The organism is Gemmiger formicilis, assembly GCF_016901605.1.
Classification (GTDB): Bacteria; Bacillota; Clostridia; order Oscillospirales; family Ruminococcaceae; genus Gemmiger; species Gemmiger formicilis_B.
This window is the reverse complement of sequence record NZ_JACJKP010000012.1, coordinates 1-21,869: the sequence shown is the minus strand read 5'-3', so window position 1 is coordinate 21,869 and position 21,869 is coordinate 1. Positions and strand designations below refer to the sequence as shown.

At 55.9% G+C, this 21,869-nt stretch carries 24 protein-coding genes; all 24 read left to right on the top strand.

All coding sequences use genetic code 11. The annotated features are described in order from the left end of the window. Entirely contained in the window at positions 1-201 is a 201-nt protein-coding gene (locus tag H6B10_RS02010; RefSeq protein WP_204649244.1) for a hypothetical protein, read from the top strand. A gap of 36 nt (positions 202-237) precedes the next feature. Beyond that, positions 238-1,797 (top strand): O-antigen ligase family protein, encoded by a 1,560-nt coding sequence (locus H6B10_RS02005; protein ID WP_204649243.1) that lies wholly within the window; start codon positions 238-240, stop codon positions 1,795-1,797. Between the two features lie 154 nt (positions 1,798-1,951). Next, positions 1,952-2,791, top strand: a complete 840-nt coding sequence (locus tag H6B10_RS02000; RefSeq protein ID WP_204649242.1) for a hypothetical protein — start codon at positions 1,952-1,954, stop codon at positions 2,789-2,791. Positions 2,792-2,829: 38 nt separating this feature from the next. Further along, the gene (locus H6B10_RS01995) at positions 2,830-3,513 is read left to right on the top strand and encodes a class D sortase (RefSeq protein ID WP_204649241.1); all 684 of its coding nucleotides are present in this window, start codon (positions 2,830-2,832) and stop codon (positions 3,511-3,513) included. A 26-nt stretch (positions 3,514-3,539) separates the two neighbouring features. Next, positions 3,540-4,367 carry a hypothetical protein gene (locus tag H6B10_RS01990; protein ID WP_204649240.1) on the top strand — a complete coding sequence of 276 codons (828 nt, stop codon included), beginning with the start codon at positions 3,540-3,542 and terminating at the stop codon, positions 4,365-4,367. Next, positions 4,364-4,666, top strand: a complete 303-nt coding sequence (locus H6B10_RS01985) for a Dabb family protein (protein WP_204649239.1) — start codon at positions 4,364-4,366, stop codon at positions 4,664-4,666. The genes H6B10_RS01990 and H6B10_RS01985 overlap by 4 nt, the downstream gene beginning before the upstream one ends. Before the next feature lie 141 nt (positions 4,667-4,807). After that, a complete protein-coding gene (locus tag H6B10_RS01980) occupies positions 4,808-6,181 on the top strand; it encodes an N-acetyl sugar amidotransferase (RefSeq protein WP_204649238.1) in 1,374 nt (457 codons plus the stop codon). A gap of 18 nt (positions 6,182-6,199) precedes the next feature. Beyond that, positions 6,200-6,967 (top strand): imidazole glycerol phosphate synthase subunit HisF, encoded by a 768-nt coding sequence (gene hisF / locus H6B10_RS01975; RefSeq protein WP_204649237.1) that lies wholly within the window; start codon positions 6,200-6,202, stop codon positions 6,965-6,967. Further along, positions 6,964-7,611 (top strand): imidazole glycerol phosphate synthase subunit HisH, encoded by a 648-nt coding sequence (gene hisH, locus H6B10_RS01970; protein ID WP_204649236.1) that lies wholly within the window; start codon positions 6,964-6,966, stop codon positions 7,609-7,611. The genes hisF and hisH overlap by 4 nt, the downstream gene beginning before the upstream one ends. Before the next feature lie 99 nt (positions 7,612-7,710). Continuing rightward, positions 7,711-8,655 (top strand): sugar nucleotide-binding protein, encoded by a 945-nt coding sequence (locus H6B10_RS01965; protein WP_204649235.1) that lies wholly within the window; start codon positions 7,711-7,713, stop codon positions 8,653-8,655. Continuing rightward, positions 8,642-9,430 (top strand): sugar phosphate isomerase/epimerase family protein, encoded by a 789-nt coding sequence (locus H6B10_RS01960; protein ID WP_204649234.1) that lies wholly within the window; start codon positions 8,642-8,644, stop codon positions 9,428-9,430. Before H6B10_RS01965 ends, H6B10_RS01960 begins: the two co-directional genes overlap by 14 nt. Beyond that, entirely contained in the window at positions 9,427-10,227 is an 801-nt protein-coding gene (locus tag H6B10_RS01955) for a glycosyltransferase family 2 protein (RefSeq protein WP_204649233.1), read from the top strand. Before H6B10_RS01960 ends, H6B10_RS01955 begins: the two co-directional genes overlap by 4 nt. A 38-nt stretch (positions 10,228-10,265) precedes the next feature. Further along, positions 10,266-11,384: an FAD-dependent oxidoreductase gene (locus H6B10_RS01950; RefSeq protein ID WP_204649232.1), complete on the top strand. Its 1,119-nt coding sequence runs from the start codon at positions 10,266-10,268 to the stop codon at positions 11,382-11,384. Next, a complete protein-coding gene (locus tag H6B10_RS01945) occupies positions 11,381-12,292 on the top strand; it encodes a glycosyltransferase (RefSeq protein ID WP_204649231.1) in 912 nt (303 codons plus the stop codon). The genes H6B10_RS01950 and H6B10_RS01945 overlap by 4 nt, the downstream gene beginning before the upstream one ends. Next, the gene (locus tag H6B10_RS01940; protein WP_204649230.1) at positions 12,289-13,983 is read left to right on the top strand and encodes a hypothetical protein; all 1,695 of its coding nucleotides are present in this window, start codon (positions 12,289-12,291) and stop codon (positions 13,981-13,983) included. Before H6B10_RS01945 ends, H6B10_RS01940 begins: the two co-directional genes overlap by 4 nt. Further along, positions 13,980-15,206, top strand: a complete 1,227-nt coding sequence (locus tag H6B10_RS01935; protein ID WP_204649229.1) for an NAD(P)/FAD-dependent oxidoreductase — start codon at positions 13,980-13,982, stop codon at positions 15,204-15,206. The genes H6B10_RS01940 and H6B10_RS01935 overlap by 4 nt, the downstream gene beginning before the upstream one ends. Positions 15,207-15,261: 55 nt before the next feature. Continuing rightward, on the top strand, positions 15,262-15,924 hold the full coding sequence (gene cmk / locus H6B10_RS01930; RefSeq protein WP_204649228.1) for a (d)CMP kinase: 663 nt from the start codon (positions 15,262-15,264) through the stop codon (positions 15,922-15,924). A gap of 15 nt (positions 15,925-15,939) precedes the next feature. Continuing rightward, the gene (locus H6B10_RS01925; RefSeq protein WP_204649227.1) at positions 15,940-16,662 is read left to right on the top strand and encodes a lysophospholipid acyltransferase family protein; all 723 of its coding nucleotides are present in this window, start codon (positions 15,940-15,942) and stop codon (positions 16,660-16,662) included. A gap of 21 nt (positions 16,663-16,683) precedes the next feature. Then, positions 16,684-18,603 (top strand): bifunctional 4-hydroxy-3-methylbut-2-enyl diphosphate reductase/30S ribosomal protein S1, encoded by a 1,920-nt coding sequence (locus tag H6B10_RS01920; RefSeq protein ID WP_204649226.1) that lies wholly within the window; start codon positions 16,684-16,686, stop codon positions 18,601-18,603. 73 nt (positions 18,604-18,676) lie between these two features. Then, positions 18,677-19,126, top strand: coding sequence for a GtrA family protein (locus H6B10_RS01915; protein ID WP_207751559.1), 450 nt, complete (start codon positions 18,677-18,679; stop codon positions 19,124-19,126). A gap of 97 nt (positions 19,127-19,223) precedes the next feature. Continuing rightward, positions 19,224-19,382 (top strand): hypothetical protein, encoded by a 159-nt coding sequence (locus tag H6B10_RS01910; protein ID WP_204649225.1) that lies wholly within the window; start codon positions 19,224-19,226, stop codon positions 19,380-19,382. Positions 19,383-19,399: 17 nt separating this feature from the next. Further along, entirely contained in the window at positions 19,400-20,053 is a 654-nt protein-coding gene (deoC, locus tag H6B10_RS01905) for a deoxyribose-phosphate aldolase (protein ID WP_204649252.1), read from the top strand. A gap of 94 nt (positions 20,054-20,147) precedes the next feature. Then, a complete protein-coding gene (locus tag H6B10_RS01900) occupies positions 20,148-20,921 on the top strand; it encodes a ZIP family metal transporter (RefSeq protein WP_204649224.1) in 774 nt (257 codons plus the stop codon). Positions 20,922-20,976: 55 nt separating this feature from the next. Continuing rightward, positions 20,977-21,869, top strand: an 893-nt coding sequence (locus H6B10_RS01895; protein ID WP_204649223.1) for a hypothetical protein, incomplete at its 3' end; no start/stop codon positions are given.

Genomic DNA, 21,869 nt, shown 5'->3' with positions numbered 1-21,869 from the left:
ATGACCGATCAGGAACAACTGGCAGCCTACCGCGCCATGCAGAAGGCAGTGCAGGACGAATACGACCGCACGGCCGACAAGATGGCTGCCCTGAAGGAACAGGGTAAGGAAAAGACCGCTACCTATCGCCAGCTGTTTGCCCGCAAACTGCAGTTGAGCGAACTGTTGGGATACTATAAGATTTATGGCCTGGTATCGTAAGTGTAAAATGGACTGGTGTAAAGGAACGGTGGCGCAATGAAGTACAATTATGTGCGCCAACCCTGCCATCCGGTTAATTTGGTGGCGGATGCCTTGGCGCTGGCTCTGGTTATTGGGCTGCCGCTTTATTTGCCTAACGGATATGTAGGACTTATCGGCAGTAAATTTTCGCTGTTGCTCGGCTGTGTTGCGGTTGCACTGGTGTCACTGGCGGTAGCGTACCTTGTTGGCAGGCATGGCAAAAAAACGGTGCGCCGTATGGATGCCGGATTTTTGTGGCTGGTAGGGCTTTGTTGCGTGTATACAATTGCATGGCTTTTTGCGGAAGATCGATACACTGCATTATGGGGATTAAGCGGCCGCAAGAACGGGCTTGTATTACTTCTGGCCTGTACAGCTGTTTATGCCATTGTAACTTTGTACAGCTCACCAGGAATTGTACCTTTGGTTTCGGATGTTTTGATGGCAGTGGGCAGCGTAGTCACACTGGTCAGTTGGTTGAATTTTTGGATGATTGACCCCCTGGATGCCTACTATACTTTTTTACCCGAAAGAGGAGAACTTTTTTTGGGGACGGTAGGCAACGTGAATTTTTACGGTGCATTGCTCTGCCTTTGTGTGCCGCTGGCAGTAGGAACTTACCTGCGCCGCGGCAAGCATCTGGTGGGCGGTCGCTTTTGGGTGGCTTTATGGCTGTGCAGCGGTCTGATTCCATGTGGAAGTGACGCGTCCTGGTTGGGATGCACCATAGCGGTGACTGTATTGTGCTGCAGTCATAAGACAACGACTCATACCCTTGCAAGAGTGGGAGCCCTGATTGCAGGGCTCTCATTTTGTGCGGTTTTTACGCGGCTGATGGCTAACGTTTGTCAGGCGCGTACCGAACTGCGGACGGTTTCTGCCTGGCTCGGAATGCCGGTGGTAGGGGGAACCCTTTTGTTGGCGGTGCTGGTGTGCATGGTGTGGTGGCTGCGGCGACCACCGCAACCTTGCGCAAAATGGGTGCGTGGTGCCGCACTGGCCGTTGCCGTGGGTATTGTTTTGCTAATTGCAGCAGCCAATTTATGGCAAAATGGACCTGGCCTGCTGGCCCCCCTGCAATTTAATGAACGCTGGGCGCAAAACCGTGGGTATGCATGGCAAAAACTGTGGATTATTTATACGCAGGACACTACCTGGTGGCAGAAACTGATTGGGTTGGGGGCAGACTCCGTAAGACAATGCCTGAATCCGGATGTTGAATCCACAAGATATATGATCTTGTTGAATGGTGAGGCTTTTGATTCTGCGCACAATGAATTTTTGCAGCATCTGGTCTGCGGTGGTTTGCTGGGACTGCTTTGCTGGTGTGGCTTTTTGGCGACGGTATTGTGGCGCAGCTGCCAAAGCAGGCCTATTCTTGCCGCAGCAATACTTGGGTATATGGTGCAGTCATTTTTTAGTATCAGTATGCCCGGTGTTTTCCCTTTGATTTTTGTTCTGGCAGCGTTGACGGCAACAGCTTATGCGCCTCGTGCAGAACAGAACGGGAGACGGCTTACCGGAGCGGCTTTCTTGCTTTTTGCTGCAGCACTTATGGTACCCTACCTACCGTAAAGAAAAATTCGTGCAGTACTAATAATAATGTACAAAAAAGAATCAGAAATCTGGTGAAAAAAGCGTCTTGAAAATGGCGAAAAAAAGGTGTATCATTAAACCGTTTTCGGACAAATTCTATAAAAGTCGAGTGTAAAAAAGAGGAGTTGTCAAGATGAAACTGAAAAAGATTGCATCTGTAATTGCGGCAGTTGCTATGGCAGCTACGCTGTGCATGCCTGCCTTCGCGGACGCAACGCCGGGCGAAATTGCCAATAATGCAGCAGAACAGGCTGCGGCTTCTCAGGATATCGCTGAGATCGCCAGCTACGTTGCCCAGGCTACCGAGAGCCTGAAGCTCAGCTCTGAGCCGGTTACGGTTTCTGTACCGGTTACCAGCCAGGCAATCCGTTACTTTGACATGGCAGAAGAAAAAGGCTGGGTTAACCCGGTAGCAAGCGGTGATATTATCTACCGTTGCGATAACGGTGCCACGGTCAATGCTTCCTGCAATGTGGCCGATGACTACACCATTACCATTGACGCCACCGCTTCTGGTGATTCTGCTCATGGTTATGCCCTGTCTGTTAAGTTGCCCCTGGATTGCAATGTTCAGACCTACACTCTGAGCGAAACCAGCGGTCAGGTATCCTTCACTGCCACGGCTGATGTTATCAACGTGGGCGGCGAGTTCAAGATGGTTACCTTCTGGGTGCCGCACTTCACCACTTACGTTCTGACTCCTGCCAGCGTTTCCGGCGGCAACAGCTCTTCCGGTGGTGATGACAATAATAACAGCAACAACAGCAGCAACAACAGCCAGGCTGTTACCACCCAAACCACTACTTCTACGGTGACTACCACCGAGACGGTTACGGCTCCTGCAGTGGAAGAAAACCCCATCAAAAAGACTGGCGCTTCCATGGATATGACTATGTTTGTTGTGGTTGCGTTGGCTGCTGCCGCTGTTTGCGGTATGGGTGTTGCCGTGAAAAAGGCTCACAAGGGTGAGTGATTTCCAGGAATAAAATAACGCGTGAGGAAACTGAGCAAATGAGGAAACAATCTTCCCACTTTGCAGCGTCCGAACCGAGAAACAACAAGGGGAAGAAAATACTTCTTCCTCTTGTTTTTTCTATCGTGGCGCTGGTGATTTTGCTAATTGTATTGCAATCTGTCAGGGCATCTTTCGCCTCGGCTGCTTCGAACTCGGGACTGTCCGATACACCGCAGATCCCGGCGCTTTCTGCACTGCAGACCGAAGAAACGGCGGCAGTGGAACAGGAACAAGTAGATTTGGAAAGCTATCCGGAATCTGGCGATTACCTTGGTCATCTGACGGTCAGCGGCACGACGGTAGACTGTGATGTGTATTATGGGGATTCCGAAACCGAGTTCTCCAAAGGTGCCGGTACCTATAAGGGCGCTAAAATCCCGGGGGAAGGCGGTACCATTCTGATGGGGGGGCACACCGGTACCTATTTCCGTGACTTTGAAAGTGTAGAGGTAGGGGATGAGGTAACCTTTACTACCTATTACGGGGAATACCACTATGTTGTGACCGGTACACGGGTGGCAACGGATACCGACACCACGGCTTATGATCTGGATGCAACGGAGGAGAACCTCATCATGTATACATGTTATCCTTTCGGCATCATTAACCCCACCGACGAACGCTTTTTTGTGTATTGTGATTTGGTCAGCGGCCCGTCTGTAGTGCCGCAAAAGTCGTGAAGGGGCATAAGCGGGCAATGGGGTTTTTGGCGCAGGCAATTGCAAGCATCTGTGGTTGTTTGCTGGCTTTGATGCTTGCCCTGAACCTGACCTTGTTCCGGGAAGGGTACTATCTGCATCAGTTGCAAAACAGCGGCTGTCTGTTGTTGATTTATGAAAATATTAGCGAAGCTGAGCAGACGATAGCCCGCACAGCAGGCCTGCGAGAGACAATTTTGGATGGGATTGTTTCACAGGAAGATGTGGACGTGGCAGTGATCCGTCGTGCAGATGAAATCTGGCATGGTTCCACGACACAGCCGGATACGCCGTATGCGGATCTGGTAACTTACCTGCAGGATACCATCACAAAAGAAAGCGGTCAGATGTGGACCGAAGCAGATACGGTGCGGTATCAGCAGGTGCAGACGGTCTGTGAGGATATGTGGCGCACTAACGCGGTGCCACCCATGGCAAATATTTTGAATTTCCTGATGCAATACCGGCAGGTCGCCTGGATTCTGGTATTTGTGCTGGCGGTTCTGTTTGTGGCCTGTCAGTGGTTGCAGATCGTTTTTCAAAAACATTGGCATCAAATAGGAGAAACATTGGCGGCAATCGGAATATCGGTGGCGTGCGGAACAACCCTGACCTGTATTGCCATTAGTTTATCCGGTTGGAAAAACTGGATGCCGGCAACGGATGCGGCTTATGATCTGTATGTGGGCTGGTTCCGCGGTCTGGCGCCGGTTGTGGCAGCGTGCGGGTTTGGTTTGGCGGCGTTGGTGTGGTTGGCCTCGCTGTATCCTTACCGCATGGCACTTTACCATGAAAGTCGGAAAAAGCATTTAACAACAAAGGAGCAGCAGCTATGACCAAACACATCATCCTCTGGACGCTGAAAGATGAACTCGGCGCCGAAGAAAAAGCCGCCGTGAAAGCGGCAATCAAGGAAGGGCTGGAAGGCCTGGCCGGACAGATTCCGGGACTGGTGGATATTCATGTGCAGATCAATTGTCTGCCCAGCTCCAATGCGGACCTGATGCTGGATTCTACCTTTACCGATGAGGCTGCGCTGAAAGCCTATGCGGGGCACCCCGCCCACGTGGCGGTGGCGGACGGAAAAGTGCGTCCCTACACCAAACTGCGCAGCTGCCTGGACTTTACGGTCTGACAAAAATTGGCAACCCTCTTGCACAACGGCGAGGGATTGTGCTATAATACGCAAGAACGGCAAAGGCGCCGTCCCTATGGCATCGCCATAGGGACGGCGCCTTTTTTGTATTACTGGAATGCCGGAATGGAGTGCAGAAATATGGAAAAACTTCCTCGTTATGTGGACATTGATTACAGCAAATATGCGCCGGATCTTCCGGAAGATCAGCTGGAGGCCTACTACGGTCTGCCCAAACATGTGCAGTTCTGCAAAGAATGTGTCATGAGCAACCAGAAGCCGAACTCCTGCTATGAGTTCGAACATACCATCGATTCCATCAAAAAGACCATGGTCATTCAGGAGGACGGTGTCTGTGACGCCTGCCACGCCTGCCACAACAAGGCGAACGGTCACATCGACTGGGCTTTGCGGGAAAAGGAGCTGCGGGAACTGTGTGATGAGTACCGCAAAAACGACGGCTCCTACGACTGCCTGGTGCCGGGGTCCGGCGGCAAGGACAGCTTTTATGCGGCCCACCTGCTGAAATACAAGTACGGGATGCATCCGCTGACCGTTACCTGGGCGCCCCACATCTACACCCCCTGGGGCTGGGAAAATATGCAGGCCTGGATTCATGCCGGGTTCGATAACTACCTGTGCACCCCCAACGGGCAGACCCACCGGCTGCTGACCCGCCTGGCAACCGAGAATCTGTTCCATCCTTTCCAGCCCTTTATTCTGGGCCAGAAACAGCTGGCACCCAAGATGGCGGCCAAATTTGGGATTCCGCTGGTATTCTACGGTGAGAATGAAGCGGAATTTGGCAACCCCATTGCGGACAACAACTCGGCTTTGCGGGATGAACATTTCTTCGCGGTCAATGACTACGACCACATCTATCTGGGAGGTGTAAGCCTGCGTCAGCTGGAGGAGGACTACAAGATCGACAAGGCTGACCTGGCCATTTACCTGCCCTCCGAAACCTCCAATCTGGAGAAAAACCACATTCAGGTGCGGTATCTTGGCTATTACGAAAAATGGCATCCCCAGGGGGCCTACTATTACAGTGTGGAACACGGCGGTTTCCGCCCGGCACCTGAACGCACCCAAGGCACCTACTCCAAGTACAATTCCATCGACGATAAAATCGACGATTTCTTCTACTACACCACTTACATCAAGTACGGCATCGGCCGCACCACCTACGACGCTGCCCAGGAAATCCGCAACGAGGAAATTACGCTGGACGAGGCAAAAGCGCTGTGCAAGAAGTTTGACGGTGAGTATCCCGACCGGTTTGAAAAAGAGATCATGCAGTATCTTTCCATTGATAAGCAGCATTTCCCCCATGCGTACCAGTGCTTTGAACAGCCCAAAATGGACCGGGAATACTTCATGCATCTGGCGGACCGCTTCCGTTCGCCCCACCTGTGGAAGTGGGAGGACAACATGTGGAAACTGCGCCACACTCCCTATGAGGGAGACAGCGAGGTGCTTTGGGGTGACCCGAAGGGCACCCATCACGAAATCTGATCCCGGAGGCAGCAGACTATGGCAGAAAAAATACGCCTGATCGCACGGCTGGATGTAAAGGACGAAAACCTTGTCAAGGGGATTCAGATGGAAGGGCTGCGCAAACTGGGGGACCCCAACCAGTTTGCCCGGCGGTACTATGAAGAGGGCATTGACGAATTGCTCTATATCGATATTGTAGCCAGCTTGTACAACCGCAACAATCTCAGCGATATTGTGCGCAAGACGGTGGATGAGGTGTTCATCCCGGTTTGTGTAGGGGGCGGGGTGCGCAGTGTGGAGGATGTGCGCCACCTGCTTTCCATGGGCGCCGACAAAGTGGCCGTGAACACGGCGGCCATCAAGCGGCCGGAACTGATCACCGAAATTGCCGAGGCTTTCGGCAGTCAGTGTATGGTGCTGTCCATCCAGGCTAAGCGCAGCCGTACCTGGCCCGGCAAGTGGGAAGCCTATTACGACAACGGTCGGGCTCACTCGGGCTACGATGTGGTGGAATGGGCCAAACGAGGGGAAGCGCTGGGGGCAGGGGAGATCCTGCTGATGAGCGTGGACAACGAAGGTTTGCAGCGTGGCATGGACCTGGAACTTATTCAGGCAGTGACCGGTGCGGTGCATATCCCGGTGATCTGCGGCGGCGGTGTGGGCTGCGGCGATGACATCGTGGAAGCTGCCCATGCCGGGGCCGATGCGGTAGCGTGTGCGGCGGTACTGCATTATGAGAAGGAAACGGTACCGGAACTGAAAGAGGAAATCCGGGCCGGTGGCGTGGAGGTGCGCAGCGTATGAAAGTTACGGTGATTGATTACGGCTTATCCAACCTGCGCAGTGTCCAGAACGCCTTTGCCCATTGCGGCGCTGAAACGCTGCTGACCAGCTCCCCGGCGGATGTGCAGAACGCCGAGGCGCTGGTTCTGCCGGGTGTGGGCGCGTTCCGGGACGGCATGGCCGGTCTGGCGGCGTTGGGCCTGGTGGAGCCCATCCGCCAAAAGGTCGCGGAGGGAACCTCTTTGCTGGGCATCTGCCTGGGAATGCAGATGCTGTTTGAGGAGTCTGAAGAATTCGGGTGTTATGCCGGATTGGGTCTGATCCCCGGAAGGGTGGTAAAGATTCCCGGCACCGATGTGCACGGTGCACCCCAAAAAGTGCCCCATATCCGCTGGGATCCGTTGTTCCCGGCGGGGGGCAGAACGGATTTTGCCGGTACTATTCTGGCAGATGTGGAACCGGGGCAGGAATGTTACTTTATCCACAGTTACGAGGCCAAGCCGACCGCTCCGGCGGACCGGCTGGCCGATACCCGCTACGGGGGGCGCGATGTATGTGCGGTCGCAGCTCATGGCTCTGTGGTGGGCTGCCAGTTCCATCCGGAAAAATCCGGCCCGGTGGGACTTTCTATTGTCAGTCAATTTCTTAACATTTGTCAAAAATAAGCCAACGCCCCGCGTTTCAGCCAACGCGGGGCGTTGCTTTTTGTGCGGTAATCGGTTATAATGCATTCTGTATGAATATGTAGAAAAGGGGCGAAGTGTGTGTACAGCGATCTTCTGGTAGGGTCCACCGGGTTTGTGGGCGGCAATCTTATGGCCAAACACAGGTTCTCGGCGGTCTGCCACAGCAGTGATGTGGCGGCGCAGTACAACACCCGCCCCGATCTTTGTGTGTATGCAGGGGTACCGGCGGCCATGTTCCTGGCCAATGCGGACCCCGAAGCAGACCTGGCCGTGATGGCGGCTGCACGGGAAAATCTGCGCCGGATCGCCCCCAAAGAAGTGGTACTCATTTCCAGCATTGCCGTCTATGCGGACAGCCGCGGCAAGAATGAGGACGACGAGCCGGACACAAACGGTCTTTCCGCCTACGGAAGCAACCGGCTGCAGCTGGAGCGCTGGGTGCGGAAGGATTTCCCGGCTGCATTGATCGTGCGCCTGCCTGCCTTGTACGGCAAAGGATTGAAGAAAAACTTCCTGTATGATCTGCGCACCATTACCCCGGCTATGCTGAAAACGGAAAAATACAACGAACTGTCGCAGAAATCGGAACTGGTGCGGGAAGGATACACCCAGGCCGACAACGGCTTTTACAAGCTCAACGGTTCGGTGGATGCCGCTGCACTGCGGGATTTTTTTGCCGGTAACGATTTCAATGCACTGGCGTTTACCGACTCCCGCAGCCGGTATCAGTTTTATAATCTGGGCCGTCTGTGGGACGATATCACAGCAGCCCGCAAAGCCGGTTTGCACCTTTTGCACCTGTGCACGCCGCCCATCTCGGCACAGGCGGTCTATTCGGCAGTGACCGGAAAAAACGATTGGCAGAATGAATTGCCCAAGCCGCCGTTTGACTATGACCTGCGCAGCAAACATGGGGCGCTGCTGGGCGGCAGCGGGGCTTATCTGTGCACGAAACAACAGGAACTGGACGATATACAGCGCTTTTTGCGCCAGGGGGAGGAATCACGCAATGCCCGTGTGTAAACTGGCTATTTCCAACATTGCATGGCATAAAAATGACGATGAAGCGGTCTATACGGCCATGCAGCAGGCCGGCTTTACCGGGCTGGAGATTGCGCCTACCCGTATTTTCCCGGCAGAACCTTATGAGAACCTGACTTCCGCCGCTTTGTTCGGCGGCTACCTGAAAAACCGCTGGGGATTTGAAGTGCCCAGCCTGCAAAGTATCTGGTACGGTCAGACTGGCAATATTTTTGATGGGGCGCAAAGTGAAACGCTGCTGGACTACACGGCCGGTGCGTTCCGGTTTGCCCACAGCCTCAATTGTCCTTCGCTGGTGTTTGGCTGCCCCAAAAACCGGATGAGGCCCCTGGGCGCCGACGATGCACTGGCGGAGTCTTTCTTTATGCAGGCGGGCAATCTGGCGGCGCGCTACGGTGTGCGGCTGGCTATCGAAGCCAATCCCCCGGTTTATACCAACTATCTGAATCATACCGCCGATGCCTTCGCGCTGGTCAAGCGGCTGGATAACCCCGGTCTGGCGGTCAATCTGGACCTTTCCACCATGCTGGCACAGGGAGAAAAACTGCAGAACTTTGTGGATGATCTGCAGTATGTCAGCCATGTACATATCAGCGAACCGGGCCTGGCGCCTATCCAGAAGCGCCCCGAACACCGGGAACTGGCACTGTTGCTGGGTGCAGTAGGCTACCGGGGATATGTCTCGGTGGAGATGGCCTGCACAGACCTGGAGACCATCCGGCGGACGCTGGACTATGTTGCGGAGGTGTTTGCATGATCCGTTATGAACGCCACGATCTTTCCGGCGTGCCGGATTACTGTGCCGCTGAATTCAGCGCACGGCAGAGCGATTACTGCCTGTTGATCCCGGTCATCAACGAGGGGGCGCGTATCCTTACCGAACTGGGCCGGGCCCAGCGCGCCGGTGTGGATAAAATGTGCGATATTGTGCTGTGCGACGGTGGTTCCACCGATGGCAGCATGAAGGAAGAAACCCTGCAGCTGTACGGCGTCAACACGCTGCTGATCAAAACAGGCCCCGGCAAGCAGGGGGCCCAGCTGCGCATGGGCATCTACTTTGCACTCAACCGCGGCTATAAAGGGGTACTGACCATCGACGGCAATAACAAGGACTCCATCGAGGATGTGCCCCGTTTTATTGCCAAGCTGCAGGAAGGGTATGATCTGGTGCAGGGCAGCCGGTTCCGCCGCGGCGGGCGCGCCATCAATACACCGCCGGTACGGTATGCCGCCGTGCGGCTGGTGCATGCCCCGCTGGTCAGCCTGGCGGCGCATCAGTGGTTTACCGATACCACCAACGCCTACCGTGCCTACAGCCGGGAATATCTGACCCATCCCGAGGTACGGCCGCTGCGCGATGTTTTTGAGGGGTATGAACTGCTGGCCTACCTGAGCATCCGTGCCACCCAGCTGGGGCTGCGCGCCTGCGAGGTACCGGTGACCCGGGCGTATCCCGCTACCGGCAAAACGCCCACCAAAATCACCGGCTTTAAGGGCAACAGCGATCTGCTCAAGGTATTGTTCAGTGCCATGGCAGGCAAATATAATCCGTAAAAAAGAGGCGCGGACTTTACGCGCCGGGGGAACGTTGTATGGTCTACGATAAAATCATTTTCGGTGCGGGGCTCTATGGCTTGTACGCGGCGCAGAAATGCGGCGCGGCGGGGCAGCGTGTCCTGGTGCTGGAACGGGACCCCGGCCCCTTCATGCGGGCAACTTACATCAACCAGGCGCGGGTGCACATGGGGTATCATTATCCCCGCAGCTACTCCACGGCCATCAAAAGCGCCCATTATTTCCAGCGCTTTTGTCAGGACTACGGCTTTTGCCTGCATACGGAATTTGATCAGATCTATGCCACCAGCGCACACTTCTCCTGGACCAATGCGGCGGAATTCCGCCGCTTTTGTGCCGCAGCGGGGATTCGCTGTGATGATGTGGCGCCTACCAAATATTTTAACCCGGGGCTCTGCGACGGTGCGTTTTTGACCACGGAGTATACCTATGATGCCCAGGTCCTGAAGCGCTGGTTCCTGGAACAACTGGCGGCACTGCCGCAGGTGACGGTACTGTATAACCACAGACCGGAGCAGATCCGCAAGGAGGGCAGCGTCTGGCAGGTCAAAGCGGGGGACATCACCGCTGAGGCACCGTATCTGCTCAATGCTACCTATGCGGGAGTCAACGATGTGCATGCACTGCTGGAACTGCCGCCGTTTAAGATCAAGTACGAAAAGTGCGAGATCATCCTTTGTACGGTGGATGAGCGTTTGAAGGAAACCGGCATTACCGTGATGGACGGCCCCTTTTTCAGCTTGATGCCCTTCGGCCAGACCGGGCTGCACAGCCTGACCAGCGTGACCTTCACCCCACACGAAACCAGCTACGACAGCGTGGCGACCTTCCCCTGCCAGCAGGAGAGCGGCGGCCGCTGCAGCCCGGGCAACCTGTTTAACTGTAACGAATGTCCGGCCAAACCGGCCAGTGCCTGGCCCTATATGAGCCGTCTGGCCCGCAAATATCTGAAAGAAGAATATGGTTTTGCCTACCACAGCAGCCTGTTCAGCATGAAGCCCATCCTGAAAGCCAGCGAGATCGATGACTCGCGGCCGACGGTGGTGCGGGTGATGTGTGAAGAACCCAAGCTGGTCAGTGTGTTGTCGGGCAAGATCAATACTGTATATGATTTGGACGAGGTGCTGGAACTGTGAATACAAAAGAAAAAAACTTTGTTTCGGCGGTCGTCTACCTGCATAACGACGGCGCCCGCGCAGCGGAATTCTGCCGTGCGGTTGCTGCGGAACTGGACGCGCATTTTGCCCAGTATGAGCTGGTGGCGGTGGATGACGCCTGCACCGACGATACGGTGGAAAAGCTGCGGGCCTGGGGCCGTGAACAGGCCGCGCCGCTGACGATCCTGCACATGAGCCTGCACCATGGCTTGGAAAACGCCATGAATGCCGGGCTGGATGCGGCCATCGGCGATTATGTGTACGAGTTTGATTCCACCCGGATGCCCTATCCGGCGGCATGTATTTTCCAGGCTTACCAGACCGCACTGGAAGGCAATGATATTGTTTCGGTCTGCCCCGGCACGACCCGCGGCAGCAGTGAACTGTTTTATAAAATATTCAACGCCTACTCTCATTCGCCCTACCGCCTGCGGACCGATGCCTTCCGGCTGGTCACCCGGCGGGCCATCAACCGCGTACACGCTTCCAGCGCGCATTTGCCCTACCGCAAAGCTGCTTATGCGGCTTCCGGCCTTCGGATGACCGATCTGCTGTTTGACGGGCGCATGACCGAAAAACAGTCGGGGCGGTTCAATCTGGCTATCGACAGCCTGGCACTGTATACGGATGCCGGCTTTAAGGTCAGCATGGGCATTACCCTGTGTATGCTGGCCCTGGCGCTGGCAGAACTTTTGTACACGCTGGTGATCTTTTTCACCGGGCACCCGGTGGCCGGCTGGACTACCACCATGTTTGTGATCACGGTGGGATTTTCCGGTCTGTTTGCGGTGCTGACCATTGTGGTCAAGTATCTCTCTTTGCTGCTGGACCTCACCTTCAAACAGCAGAAATATCTTGTGGAAAGTATTGAAAAGCTGCAGAAATGAAAAAACTTCGCCTACAATTGAACCGCCGTACCTTCTGGCTGTGCATTGCGCTGCTGGTGTGTTTGCGCTGTGCGCTTACCGCCTTTCAGCAGGCATATATTTGGGTGGGTGGCGCACCACTGGACGATGAGCTTATGTTCCGTGCTGCCAATGCGATCTCGGCAGGGGAGTGGCTGGGAGCGTATGATTACCTGACCCTTTCCAAGGCAATGTTTTTCCCGGTTTGGCTGGCGCTTTTGCATCTGCTGCATCTGCCGTATCTGGTGGCAGGGGCCGCGCTCTGGTGTGGTGCTTCCCTTTTGGCGGCTTTTGCATTTGCCCCTTTGTGGCGTAAAAAGGAACCCGGCACAGCCCGCGTTTATACCCTGGGGCTGTTTGCGCTGCTGGCTTTTTTGCCGTCCAGCTGGGCGGCTTACACATTGCGTGTGTACCGGGACAATATCTTCCCGGCACTTTGCCTGATTTTCTTTGCGGGAATGGCGGGTGCCGCCCTGCGCGCCGTATTCTATCCGGCCAAAGAAAAGCCCCTCTGGCCCTGGTTGCTGGCTGCCGGAATGGGACTGGGCTGTGGATACCTGGACCGGGAGGATGCTGGGGTGTTTTTGCTGCCCTTTGCTGCGGTGGCCACCGTTGTGATGCTGGTGGTACTGGTCCGGGCGCGCCGCTGGCTCTGCTGCGCGGCACAGGCGCTGCCCTATGGTTTGCTGGCGGTGGCTGTGCTGACTTTCTGCAGCCTGAACTACAGCCACTATGGCGTGTTTGCACTTTCGGATTTCTCCGAAGGCTCTTTCGCGGCGGCCATGGGGGCCATGATGCGGGTGGACACCGAAAGCACCGAACCGCTGCTCTCGGTTCCGACCGATGCCCGGGAAAAAATATATGCGGCGGTTCCGGAACTGGAACCCTTGGCCTATTGGCTGGAAGAGGACGAACAGCTGCAGAACGATTTCCGGGACCCTGTGCTGGATGATTACCGCGCGGGCAGCTTTTACTGGGCCATCCGCCGTGCGGCACAGTTTGAGGGCGTTTACGATACGCCCCAGAAAGCGGATGCCTACTGGCAAAGCGTGGCCGATGCCATCAATGGGGCCTGTGAGGATGGAACCCTGCCCAGCCGTACCGGGCAGCGGACCGCCACCAGCCAGCCAATCAAGGCTTCTTATGTGGCTTCCACATTGGCAGAAACGGTGCGGGGCTTTGTCCATGTGATAACGTTTGCCGATTGTGCCCCTTATGAAACGGCGCGTTCCATCGGCACCGAGGAAGATATGGCCCAGTGGTCGTCGTATCTGCACTGTGGTTTCAACCATGCGGCGGAAGCCGGCAAGGATACGCCTTATTACAGCCCTTACCAGAAACTGGTGTTTGCTCTTATGGAGGGCATTGCCTGGTGCTATCGCGCTTTGCTGTGGCTGGGCCTGCTGGCCGGATTGGTCTGCCATTGGGGTGCCTTGCCCCGTGTACTGCGCTGCCCTGCCGCGGATAAGGTGGTGCCCTGGCTGCTTCTGTTCGGCATTCTGGGAATTGCGCTGCTGCGCTGTGCCATGATCGCTTTTGTGGAGGTGTCCAGCTTCGGAATCGGCACCAGTACCATGTACCTTGCGACGGTTCATCCGCTGTTGCTGCTGTACGCGTTTGCGTCGACCGCAGCGTTCGGCTGGCCGTTCAAACGAAAGGAGCACGCTGCATGACCGATCTTCTGATTATTGGGGGTGGTGCCGCCGGTCTGATGGCCGCAGGGGCGGCCTGTGCCCGGGGATTGCGAGTCACCGTGCTGGAACATAACCCCAAGGGACCTGGCCAGAAACTGCTGATTACCGGCAAGGGGCGCTGCAATGTGACCAGCGACAGTGACGTGCGGGAGTTCCTGCCCTTTGTGCGTCATAACGGCCGGTTCCTGTACTCCAGTTTGTATGCATTCCCGCCGTCGGCGGCAATGGAATTGTTTGAATCTCTCGGTGTACCGCTCAAAACTGAGCGCGGACGCCGTGTTTTCCCGCAAAGTGACCGTGCCGCCGATGTGCTGGCGGCGCTGCGCTCTTACGCGCAGGATGCGGAATTTGTGCGGGGAAGCGCCAAAAAGCTGCTGGTGGAAAACGGCGTCTGCTGCGGAGCTGTTACCGAAAAGGGCCAGACGATTCGTGCCAACGCCACCCTTGTGGCGACCGGAGGTATCAGCTATCCGGTGACCGGCAGTGATGGCAGCGGTTACAAGCTGGCCCGGCAGGCAGGGCATACCATTGTGGACCCGCAGCCCAGCCTGTGCAGTCTGGTCAGTCCGGACCCCGCCTGCCGCCGTATGATGGGGCTTTCGCTGCGCAATGTCCGTCTGACCCTGCTGTGTGACGGAAAACCGCTGTTTTCCGAACAGGGAGAAGCGCTGTTCACGCATTTCGGATTGTCCGGCCCGCTGGTACTCTCTGCCAGTACGTACATCGAGGATCTGGCCCGGCATCAATATGTCTGCGAGTTCGATCTGAAACCCGCGTTGGACGAGAAAACCCTTTATGACCGTCTGACACGGGATTTTGCCGCGTTAGGCGGGCACAGCGCCCAGGGCGCACTGGAAAAACTGCTGCCCCATTCCATGCGCCCGGTGGCTGTGGAAAAATGGGGCGTGGACCCTGCCACCCGGGCGGCTCAGATCACCCGGGAGCAAAAGCAGGCACTGGTGCAGCTGTGTAAACACTGGGCCGTGCCCGTCACCGCACTGGGGGACCGGGAACACGCGGTCATTACTGCCGGCGGTGTGGATGTGCGGGAGATAGACCCCAAAACCATGGCCAGCAAGCTGTGCGCCGGTTTGTACTTTGCCGGTGAGGTGCTGGATGTGGATGCACGGACCGGTGGTTATAATCTGCAGATTGCCTGGTCCACCGCACAGGCAGCGGTTCGGGCCATTGCCCAATCCTGATCAAAGGGCGGGGGGCTGAAACTTCCGCCAAGAATCAATATACGAGGTGTTTTGGATGATTTCTGTTGCAATCGATGGTCCTTCCGGGGCCGGCAAATCCAGCCTGGCCAAGCGTCTGGCGGCTGATTTGGGATACGTGTATGTGGATACCGGTGCCATGTATCGCTCCATTGGTCTGTATGCAACCCGGCAGGGCGCCGACCTGCACAATGCCGAGGCTGTGGCGGCGCTGCTGCCCCAGATCCAGCTGGAGATCCGCCTGCTGGATGGTACCCAGCATATCTATCTCAACGGGGAAGACGTCAGCGAAGCCATCCGCGCCGAGGAGATCGGCATGGCGGCATCGGCGGTGTCGGCACATCCTCCGGTCCGGGCATTTTTGCTGGATACCCAGCGCAGCCTGGCCGCTAACCAGAATGTCCTGATGGATGGCCGGGATATCGGCACCGTGGTGCTGCCCAACGCCACCGTCAAAATTTATCTGACGGCCAGCGCACAGGCGCGGGCGGAACGCCGCTGCAAGGAACTGCAGCAAAAAGGCCAGCCTGCCGATTTTGCCACTGTGCTGGCGGATATTGAGCAGCGCGATTATCAGGACACCCATCGGGAAGTGGCGCCTTTGAAACAGGCAGAAGATGCCATTCTGGTAGACACCAGTGATATTGATTTTGACGAGAGCTTTGCTCTGCTGAAACGTACGATTCTGGAACATATCTAAATTGGAGGCGCGCACATGCTGCTGTATTGGATCATTCTGCCCATTGTATGGGTACTCGCACGGCTCGTCTGGCGCATCGAGGTCATCGGCCTTGAAAACTATAAGGCCGTGCGCGACGGCCGCGCCTATGTGATCGCGTCCAACCACATTGCCAATCTGGACCCGGTGTTTATTGCCGTTGCCGTGATGGATTGGCGCCGTATGTGCGTACTGGCGAAGGAAGAACTGTTCAAAAATCCTTTTATCGGCTGGTTCCTGCGCTGCATGGGGGCGGTCTCCATTGACCGCGGCAAAGGCGATACCGTCACGCTGGAAAAGGTGACTTCGGCCTGCCGCCGCGGTATCGGGGTGCTGATTTTCCCCGAAGGAACCCGTACCAAAAACGGAAAACTGGGCATCCTGAAAAGCGGTGCCTTTGTGATTGCGGCCTCTGCCAATGCCGATATGGTGCCCTGCCGTATCATCTACAACACCAAGGACGGCAAGCTGCATCCGTTCTGCCGTGTGCGGGTGGTATTCGGCCCGGCTATTCCGGCACAGGACCTGCAGATCACGGACCCCGGTCACAAGGTAACGGCACTGCGCCACATGAAGACCCGCCTGAAAGAGGCGCTGGAAGCGCTGCTGGAAGAAAATGCTTTTGAAAAGCCGGCGTTGGAAGCTGCACAACCCGCCGCTGAGGCGCAGCCTGTCACGCCGCCTTCGGCCCCGGATGCCAACCGTCAGGCCGAACTGTAATTTGCCACAAGGAGCCAAACCATGAATGTAATTCGTGCCAAAACCGCCGGCTTTTGCTTTGGCGTGGACCGTGCGGTCAAACTGACCTACGATTTGTTGGAAGAAGGACGGCGTGTAGCTACGTTAGGCCCACTGATCCACAATCCGCAGGTGGTAGCCGACCTGGAAAGCAAGGGGGCGCTTACCTGTGAAGAAGTGGACGCTGTGCCTGACGGATATGAAGTGATCATCCGCAGCCACGGGGTCCCGCGGGAGGTTTACGAGAAAATAAGCACACGGGGCCTGGCGTATCATGACGCCACATGTCCATTTGTTGCAAAAATCCATAAATTGGCCGCGGAAGCGGGCAAAAAAGGTGCGATTTTGTTGGTGGCCGGTGACGAAAATCACCCGGAAGTACAAGGCATTGTGGGCCATGCAACAGGCCCGGTGCGGGTTTTTGCCAATCTGGAAGAACTGCAAAAAATGTTGCCGGAACTTGCGCAACAAGAGTCCATTTGTGTGGTTGCGCAGACGACTTTTCGGGTAGAAAGTTGGGAAAACTGCAAAGCTTTTTTAAAAAAAGAGTGTACAAAAGCCGAAATTTTTGATACAATATGTAACGCAACGTGGGCGAGGCAACAGGAAGCGGAAGACCTCAGCCAGAAATGTGACCGTATGGTCGTCATTGGTGGTCATCATTCTTCCAATACCCAAAAGTTGTTACAGGTTGCTGCAAGGCATACCATGGCCATCAATGTCGAGACTGCTGATGAACTCGACCGGGCATGGCTGGCAGGTGCCAAGACAGTGGGTGTGACAGCCGGGGCTTCAACGCCTTCGTCTATAATTGAGGAGGTACTTAACAGTATGAGTGAAGAGATCCGTGACGACATGAGTTTTGCCGAGATGCTGGAAGCGTCCGAAGCAAAGCCCCTGTATGCAGGCAAGATTGTTAAAGCCAAGGTCATCAGCGTTTCCCCGACGGAATGTGTCGTCGGCATCGATGGCTCCAAGCACACCGGCGTTGTTACGCTGCGTGAGATGAGCCATGACCCCAACGCCAAGATGGAAGACCTTGTTAAGGTAGATGACGAGCTGGATCTGGTTGTTGTGAAGACCAACGATCAGGAAGGCGTGGATACCCTTTCCCGTGTTCGTTTTGAAGCCCAGAAGGGCATGAAGGACGTTTCCGAGGCTGCCGAGAACGGCACCGTTATGGAAGGCGACGTCATGGAAGCCAACAAGGGCGGCGTTGTTGTCAACGTCAAGGGCGTGCGTGTGTTCGTGCCCCGTTCTCAGGCCACCATGCGCCGTGACGAGGACTACACCAAGCTGGTGGGTCAGCATGTCCAGCTGGTCATCACCGAGTGCGCCGGCCGCAAGATCGTCGGCAGCATCAACAAGGTGACTGCGGAAGCCAACAAAGCCAAGCGCGAAGAGTTCTGGGCCAATGTGGAAGTTGGCAAGAAGTATCAGGGCGTTGTCAAGAGCCTGACCTCTTACGGCGCTTTCGTGGATATCGGCGGTGTGGATGGCCTGTGCCATATCAGCGAGCTGAGCTGGTCCAACATCAAGCATCCCTCTGAGGTTGTCAATGTTGGCGACGAGATCGAAGTTTACGTCAAGAGCTACGATCCCGAAAACCAGAAGGTTTCTCTGGGCTACAAGAAGGAAGAGGACAATCCCTGGGTCAAGCTGGAGAATGAAGTGCCCGTCGGCACCGAGTTCACCGCTCCCGTTGTCTCCATCACCAAGTTTGGCGCCTTTGTCCGCATCATGCCGGGCATCGACGGTCTGGTTCACATCAGTGAGATCAGCAACGAGCGCGTCAACAAGGTTTCCGACGTTCTGAAGGTCGGCGACGAAGTCCGCGTTAAGCTGACCAATGTCGACTTCGACCGTAAGCGCATCAGCCTCTCCATGAAGGCTTGCCTGAACGAGGAAGAGGACGCCGAATAATTCGATTCTGCAACCGTAAGGGGGCCTGCCTGTCAGTACAGGCAGGCCTCCTTTTATTGAAAAAAGTAGTGGCATGCAAAAAATCAAAGAATTTGTCATAAAATATTACGAGGGGCTGGCCTACCTGTTCTTTGGCGGGGTGGCTACGCTGCTCAACCTGGTGGTATTTGCGCTGTTCCAGGCAATGTTCGGCACAGCTTTTGCTGCCGGCATCGGCAATGTGATTGATAACATCATCTGCATTCTGTTTGCATACTGGACCAACCACACCTTTGTTTTCCGTAGCGAAAACAAGGGTCGTGCTGCGCTGGCGGAATTCGGGCAGTTTGTTTCCTGCCGTATTGCCACCATGGTTCTGGACCAGGCTATTATCTGGCTGGGCGTTTCTATGGTAGGCCCCCATGTGGCCTTTGCTGTGGACAACGGTGAAATCTGGGCTATGGGCGTCAAGCTGTTCAGCCAGGTGATTGTCATTCTGTCCAATTATGTGTTCAGCAAATTGTTTATTTTCAAGAAAAAATAAAGCGATTTTTGCTGCGGCGCGAAACAGGCAGTAGTTTTCGGCCTGCCGAAAGGCGGCCGTTTTGTGATTTTATTTCCTGCATAAGGAGGCAATTCCCATGAAGAAGAAAGTCCGCGGTCACGGTTTTCGTCTGGTCGGGCTGATTTTGGGCATCGTTGGTGCCACCATCAGCATTACGGCCGTTGTCTTTTCTGCACTGGGCCTGCACCAGGCACATCTGTGCAAACACTGCGCGAAAGGAGAAAACTTCCGGTGAAATACACAAAGGAATTTATGCTGAGCAAAGTTGACCATACACTGCTCAAGCCGGAAGCTACCTGGCCGCAGATTCAGGCTTTGTGTGATGAAGCCATTGCCAACCACTGTGCTTCGGTCTGCATCAACACCTGCTATGTGAAGCAGGCGGTGGACTATATGGCAGGGCGTGTTCCGGTCTGCTGTGTGGTAGGTTTCCCTCTGGGTGCCATGGATACCCGCAGCAAGGCCTTTGAGGCCCGCACGGCGGTGGAAAACGGTGCTTCGGAAGTGGATATGGTCATCAACATCGGCTGGCTGAAAAACAAGCAGTATGACGATGTGCGGGCCGATATTGCCGCAGTCAAGGAAGCGGTGGGGGACAAGGTCCTCAAAGTCATCATCGAAACCTGCCTGCTCACCGACGAAGAAAAGATCAAGATGTGCGACATTGTGCCCGAAGCCGGTGCCGATTTCATCAAGACTTCCACGGGCTTCTCTACCGGCGGTGCCACTTTCCATGATGTGGAGCTGTTTGCAGAGCATGTCAAGGGCCGCTGCAAGATCAAGGCGGCGGGCGGCATCTCCACGGTGGAGGATATTGAAAAGTTCCTGGATTTGGGAGCCGACCGCCTTGGCACATCCCGCGCAGTAAAACTGCTGACTACCGGGGAATCCGGCAGCGGATATTGATGTAAACGTATGGCGTCCGCCTGATGGCGGACGCTTTTTGTATAGGAAACGGCTCCCTTGCATAGGTTGAAAAAAACGTGCAAGGGGGCTTTTTATGACTGTTTCACCGTTGGTACTTACCACATTGGCGGGATTGTCCACCGGAGCGGGCGGTCTGGTTGTGGTTCTGTGCAAACCCACCCGGCGGCTGCTCTGCATCAGCGCGGGCTTTGCGGGCGGGGTGATGGTGGCTGCGTCTTTGGCGGATCTTGTTCCCGGGGCTTTGCGTTTTTATGGGATGTATCTGCCGCCCTTTGCTTGTGGCGGTGCCTTGGTTTTGCTGCTGGGGGCCGGTATGCTTATGGCGGCATTGCTGGGGCGCTTGTTGCCGGAAGAAGAGGAACTGGCGGCGCGGATGGCTGGGGATGCAGCCAGGACGGCGGCGCTGCGCACGGCCCTGATTACCGGTGCAGCATTGCTGCTGCATAATTTCCCGGAAGGGATACTCACTTTGTTTGCGGGTACAGCTGGCCCGTCCCTGGGGATTCGGACCACACTGGCCATTGCCCTGCATAATATTCCCGAAGGGGTGGCCGTTGCAGTTCCCTTTGCCTATGCTTTGCGCAGCCGGGTGGGCGGTGCGGCTGCTGCGTTGGTATCCGGGTTTGCGGAACCGGCCGGGGCCGTATTGGCCATGCTGTTTTTGCACCGGTGGTTTACGCCGGGGTTCCTGAACGGCACCATGGTCATGGTAGCAGGGGTCATGCTGTGGGTGGCGCTTGCCCAGCTGCTGCCGTCGGCATTGGCCGGACGGGACCGTCTGCCAGGCCTTTTGGGCGCGGCGGCCGGACTGCTGGGGATGCTGCTGGGCATTGCGGCTTTGTCTTGAATGTGTTATACTATACCCTGTATCAATGTTGAAAAACGGCAGGGGAGGGTGCTGTATGCGTTTGAAAATAACGGCCCTCACCCTGGCCCTTTTGCTGTTAACAGGGTGTGCCGCCTACAATGATGTGGAAACCCTGCTGCGGGCACCGCAGCTTTCGGGCGAAAGCGCCGCGCTGCAAAAAGCGCTGAACAGCTATCTGGGCGGCAGCGCTACCCTGAAATATCCCGCCAGCGGTGATTTCCTCTCGCCCTTTGCCTTCGGCGACTGGGACGGCGACGGAACCAACGAGGCTGCCGTGCTGTATACGGCAGACACCACCAGTTCCAATGTTTTTCTGGCGGTTCTGGAACCCAGCGGGGAAGACAGCTGGCATGTGAGCCAGACCATAGAAGGCCTTTCCAGTGAGGTGGAAACTTTCTCGGCGGCTCACCTGCGGGATGCCACCAGCCAGCAGATTCTGGCCGGGTATGGCAGTGCGCAGGGAGACCGGTACCTGGTGGTGTATGAGTACGACGGCACCAACCTGAACACCATCATCAGCAACCGATACAGCGAAATGGTCCTGGGGGACTTTACCGGCAAGGGCGATACACAGGACCTGGTGCTGGCACTGCCCACCGATACCGAGTACGGCGGTGTGACTCTGCAGCTATTGACCAATGTGGAAGGGGAATTCCGGTCTTACCAGACATTGAATCTGGGGGAAGGTTCCTATAGCGGTTGTGCAGCTCTCAGCGCCGGGCAGGGCCGTGACGATGCCATGTACCTTGTGATGGACGCCTGGTCCGGCAGCAACAGCCTTGTGTCGGATATCATTCTCTATGACAGTGAAACAGGCTTCTTGCAGCCGTATCATCCGCCGGGCCTCAGCGACCCGCAGCGCAGCACTCTGCGCTATCACACGGAACTGCTCAGCCGGGATATCGACGGTAACGGCACGGTGGATAT

Excerpts from the sequence above, each read along its gene's own strand:
- H6B10_RS02010 (WP_204649244.1), top strand. The coding sequence starts at position 1 with ATGACCGATCAGGAACAACTGGCAGCCTACCGCGCCATGCAGAAGGCA.
- H6B10_RS02005 (WP_204649243.1), top strand. The coding sequence starts at position 238 with ATGAAGTACAATTATGTGCGCCAACCCTGCCATCCGGTTAATTTGGTG.
- H6B10_RS02000 (WP_204649242.1), top strand. The coding sequence starts at position 1,952 with ATGAAACTGAAAAAGATTGCATCTGTAATTGCGGCAGTTGCTATGGCA.
- H6B10_RS01995 (WP_204649241.1), top strand. The coding sequence starts at position 2,830 with ATGAGGAAACAATCTTCCCACTTTGCAGCGTCCGAACCGAGAAACAAC.
- H6B10_RS01985 (WP_204649239.1), top strand. The coding sequence starts at position 4,364 with ATGACCAAACACATCATCCTCTGGACGCTGAAAGATGAACTCGGCGCC.
- H6B10_RS01980 (WP_204649238.1), top strand. The coding sequence starts at position 4,808 with ATGGAAAAACTTCCTCGTTATGTGGACATTGATTACAGCAAATATGCG.
- hisF (WP_204649237.1), top strand. The coding sequence starts at position 6,200 with ATGGCAGAAAAAATACGCCTGATCGCACGGCTGGATGTAAAGGACGAA.
- hisH (WP_204649236.1), top strand. The coding sequence starts at position 6,964 with ATGAAAGTTACGGTGATTGATTACGGCTTATCCAACCTGCGCAGTGTC.
- H6B10_RS01960 (WP_204649234.1), top strand. The coding sequence starts at position 8,642 with ATGCCCGTGTGTAAACTGGCTATTTCCAACATTGCATGGCATAAAAAT.
- H6B10_RS01955 (WP_204649233.1), top strand. The coding sequence starts at position 9,427 with ATGATCCGTTATGAACGCCACGATCTTTCCGGCGTGCCGGATTACTGT.
- H6B10_RS01950 (WP_204649232.1), top strand. The coding sequence starts at position 10,266 with ATGGTCTACGATAAAATCATTTTCGGTGCGGGGCTCTATGGCTTGTAC.
- H6B10_RS01940 (WP_204649230.1), top strand. The coding sequence starts at position 12,289 with ATGAAAAAACTTCGCCTACAATTGAACCGCCGTACCTTCTGGCTGTGC.
- H6B10_RS01935 (WP_204649229.1), top strand. The coding sequence starts at position 13,980 with ATGACCGATCTTCTGATTATTGGGGGTGGTGCCGCCGGTCTGATGGCC.
- cmk (WP_204649228.1), top strand. The coding sequence starts at position 15,262 with ATGATTTCTGTTGCAATCGATGGTCCTTCCGGGGCCGGCAAATCCAGC.
- H6B10_RS01925 (WP_204649227.1), top strand. The coding sequence starts at position 15,940 with ATGCTGCTGTATTGGATCATTCTGCCCATTGTATGGGTACTCGCACGG.
- H6B10_RS01920 (WP_204649226.1), top strand. The coding sequence starts at position 16,684 with ATGAATGTAATTCGTGCCAAAACCGCCGGCTTTTGCTTTGGCGTGGAC.
- H6B10_RS01915 (WP_207751559.1), top strand. The coding sequence starts at position 18,677 with ATGCAAAAAATCAAAGAATTTGTCATAAAATATTACGAGGGGCTGGCC.
- H6B10_RS01910 (WP_204649225.1), top strand. The coding sequence starts at position 19,224 with ATGAAGAAGAAAGTCCGCGGTCACGGTTTTCGTCTGGTCGGGCTGATT.
- deoC (WP_204649252.1), top strand. The coding sequence starts at position 19,400 with ATGCTGAGCAAAGTTGACCATACACTGCTCAAGCCGGAAGCTACCTGG.
- H6B10_RS01900 (WP_204649224.1), top strand. The coding sequence starts at position 20,148 with ATGACTGTTTCACCGTTGGTACTTACCACATTGGCGGGATTGTCCACC.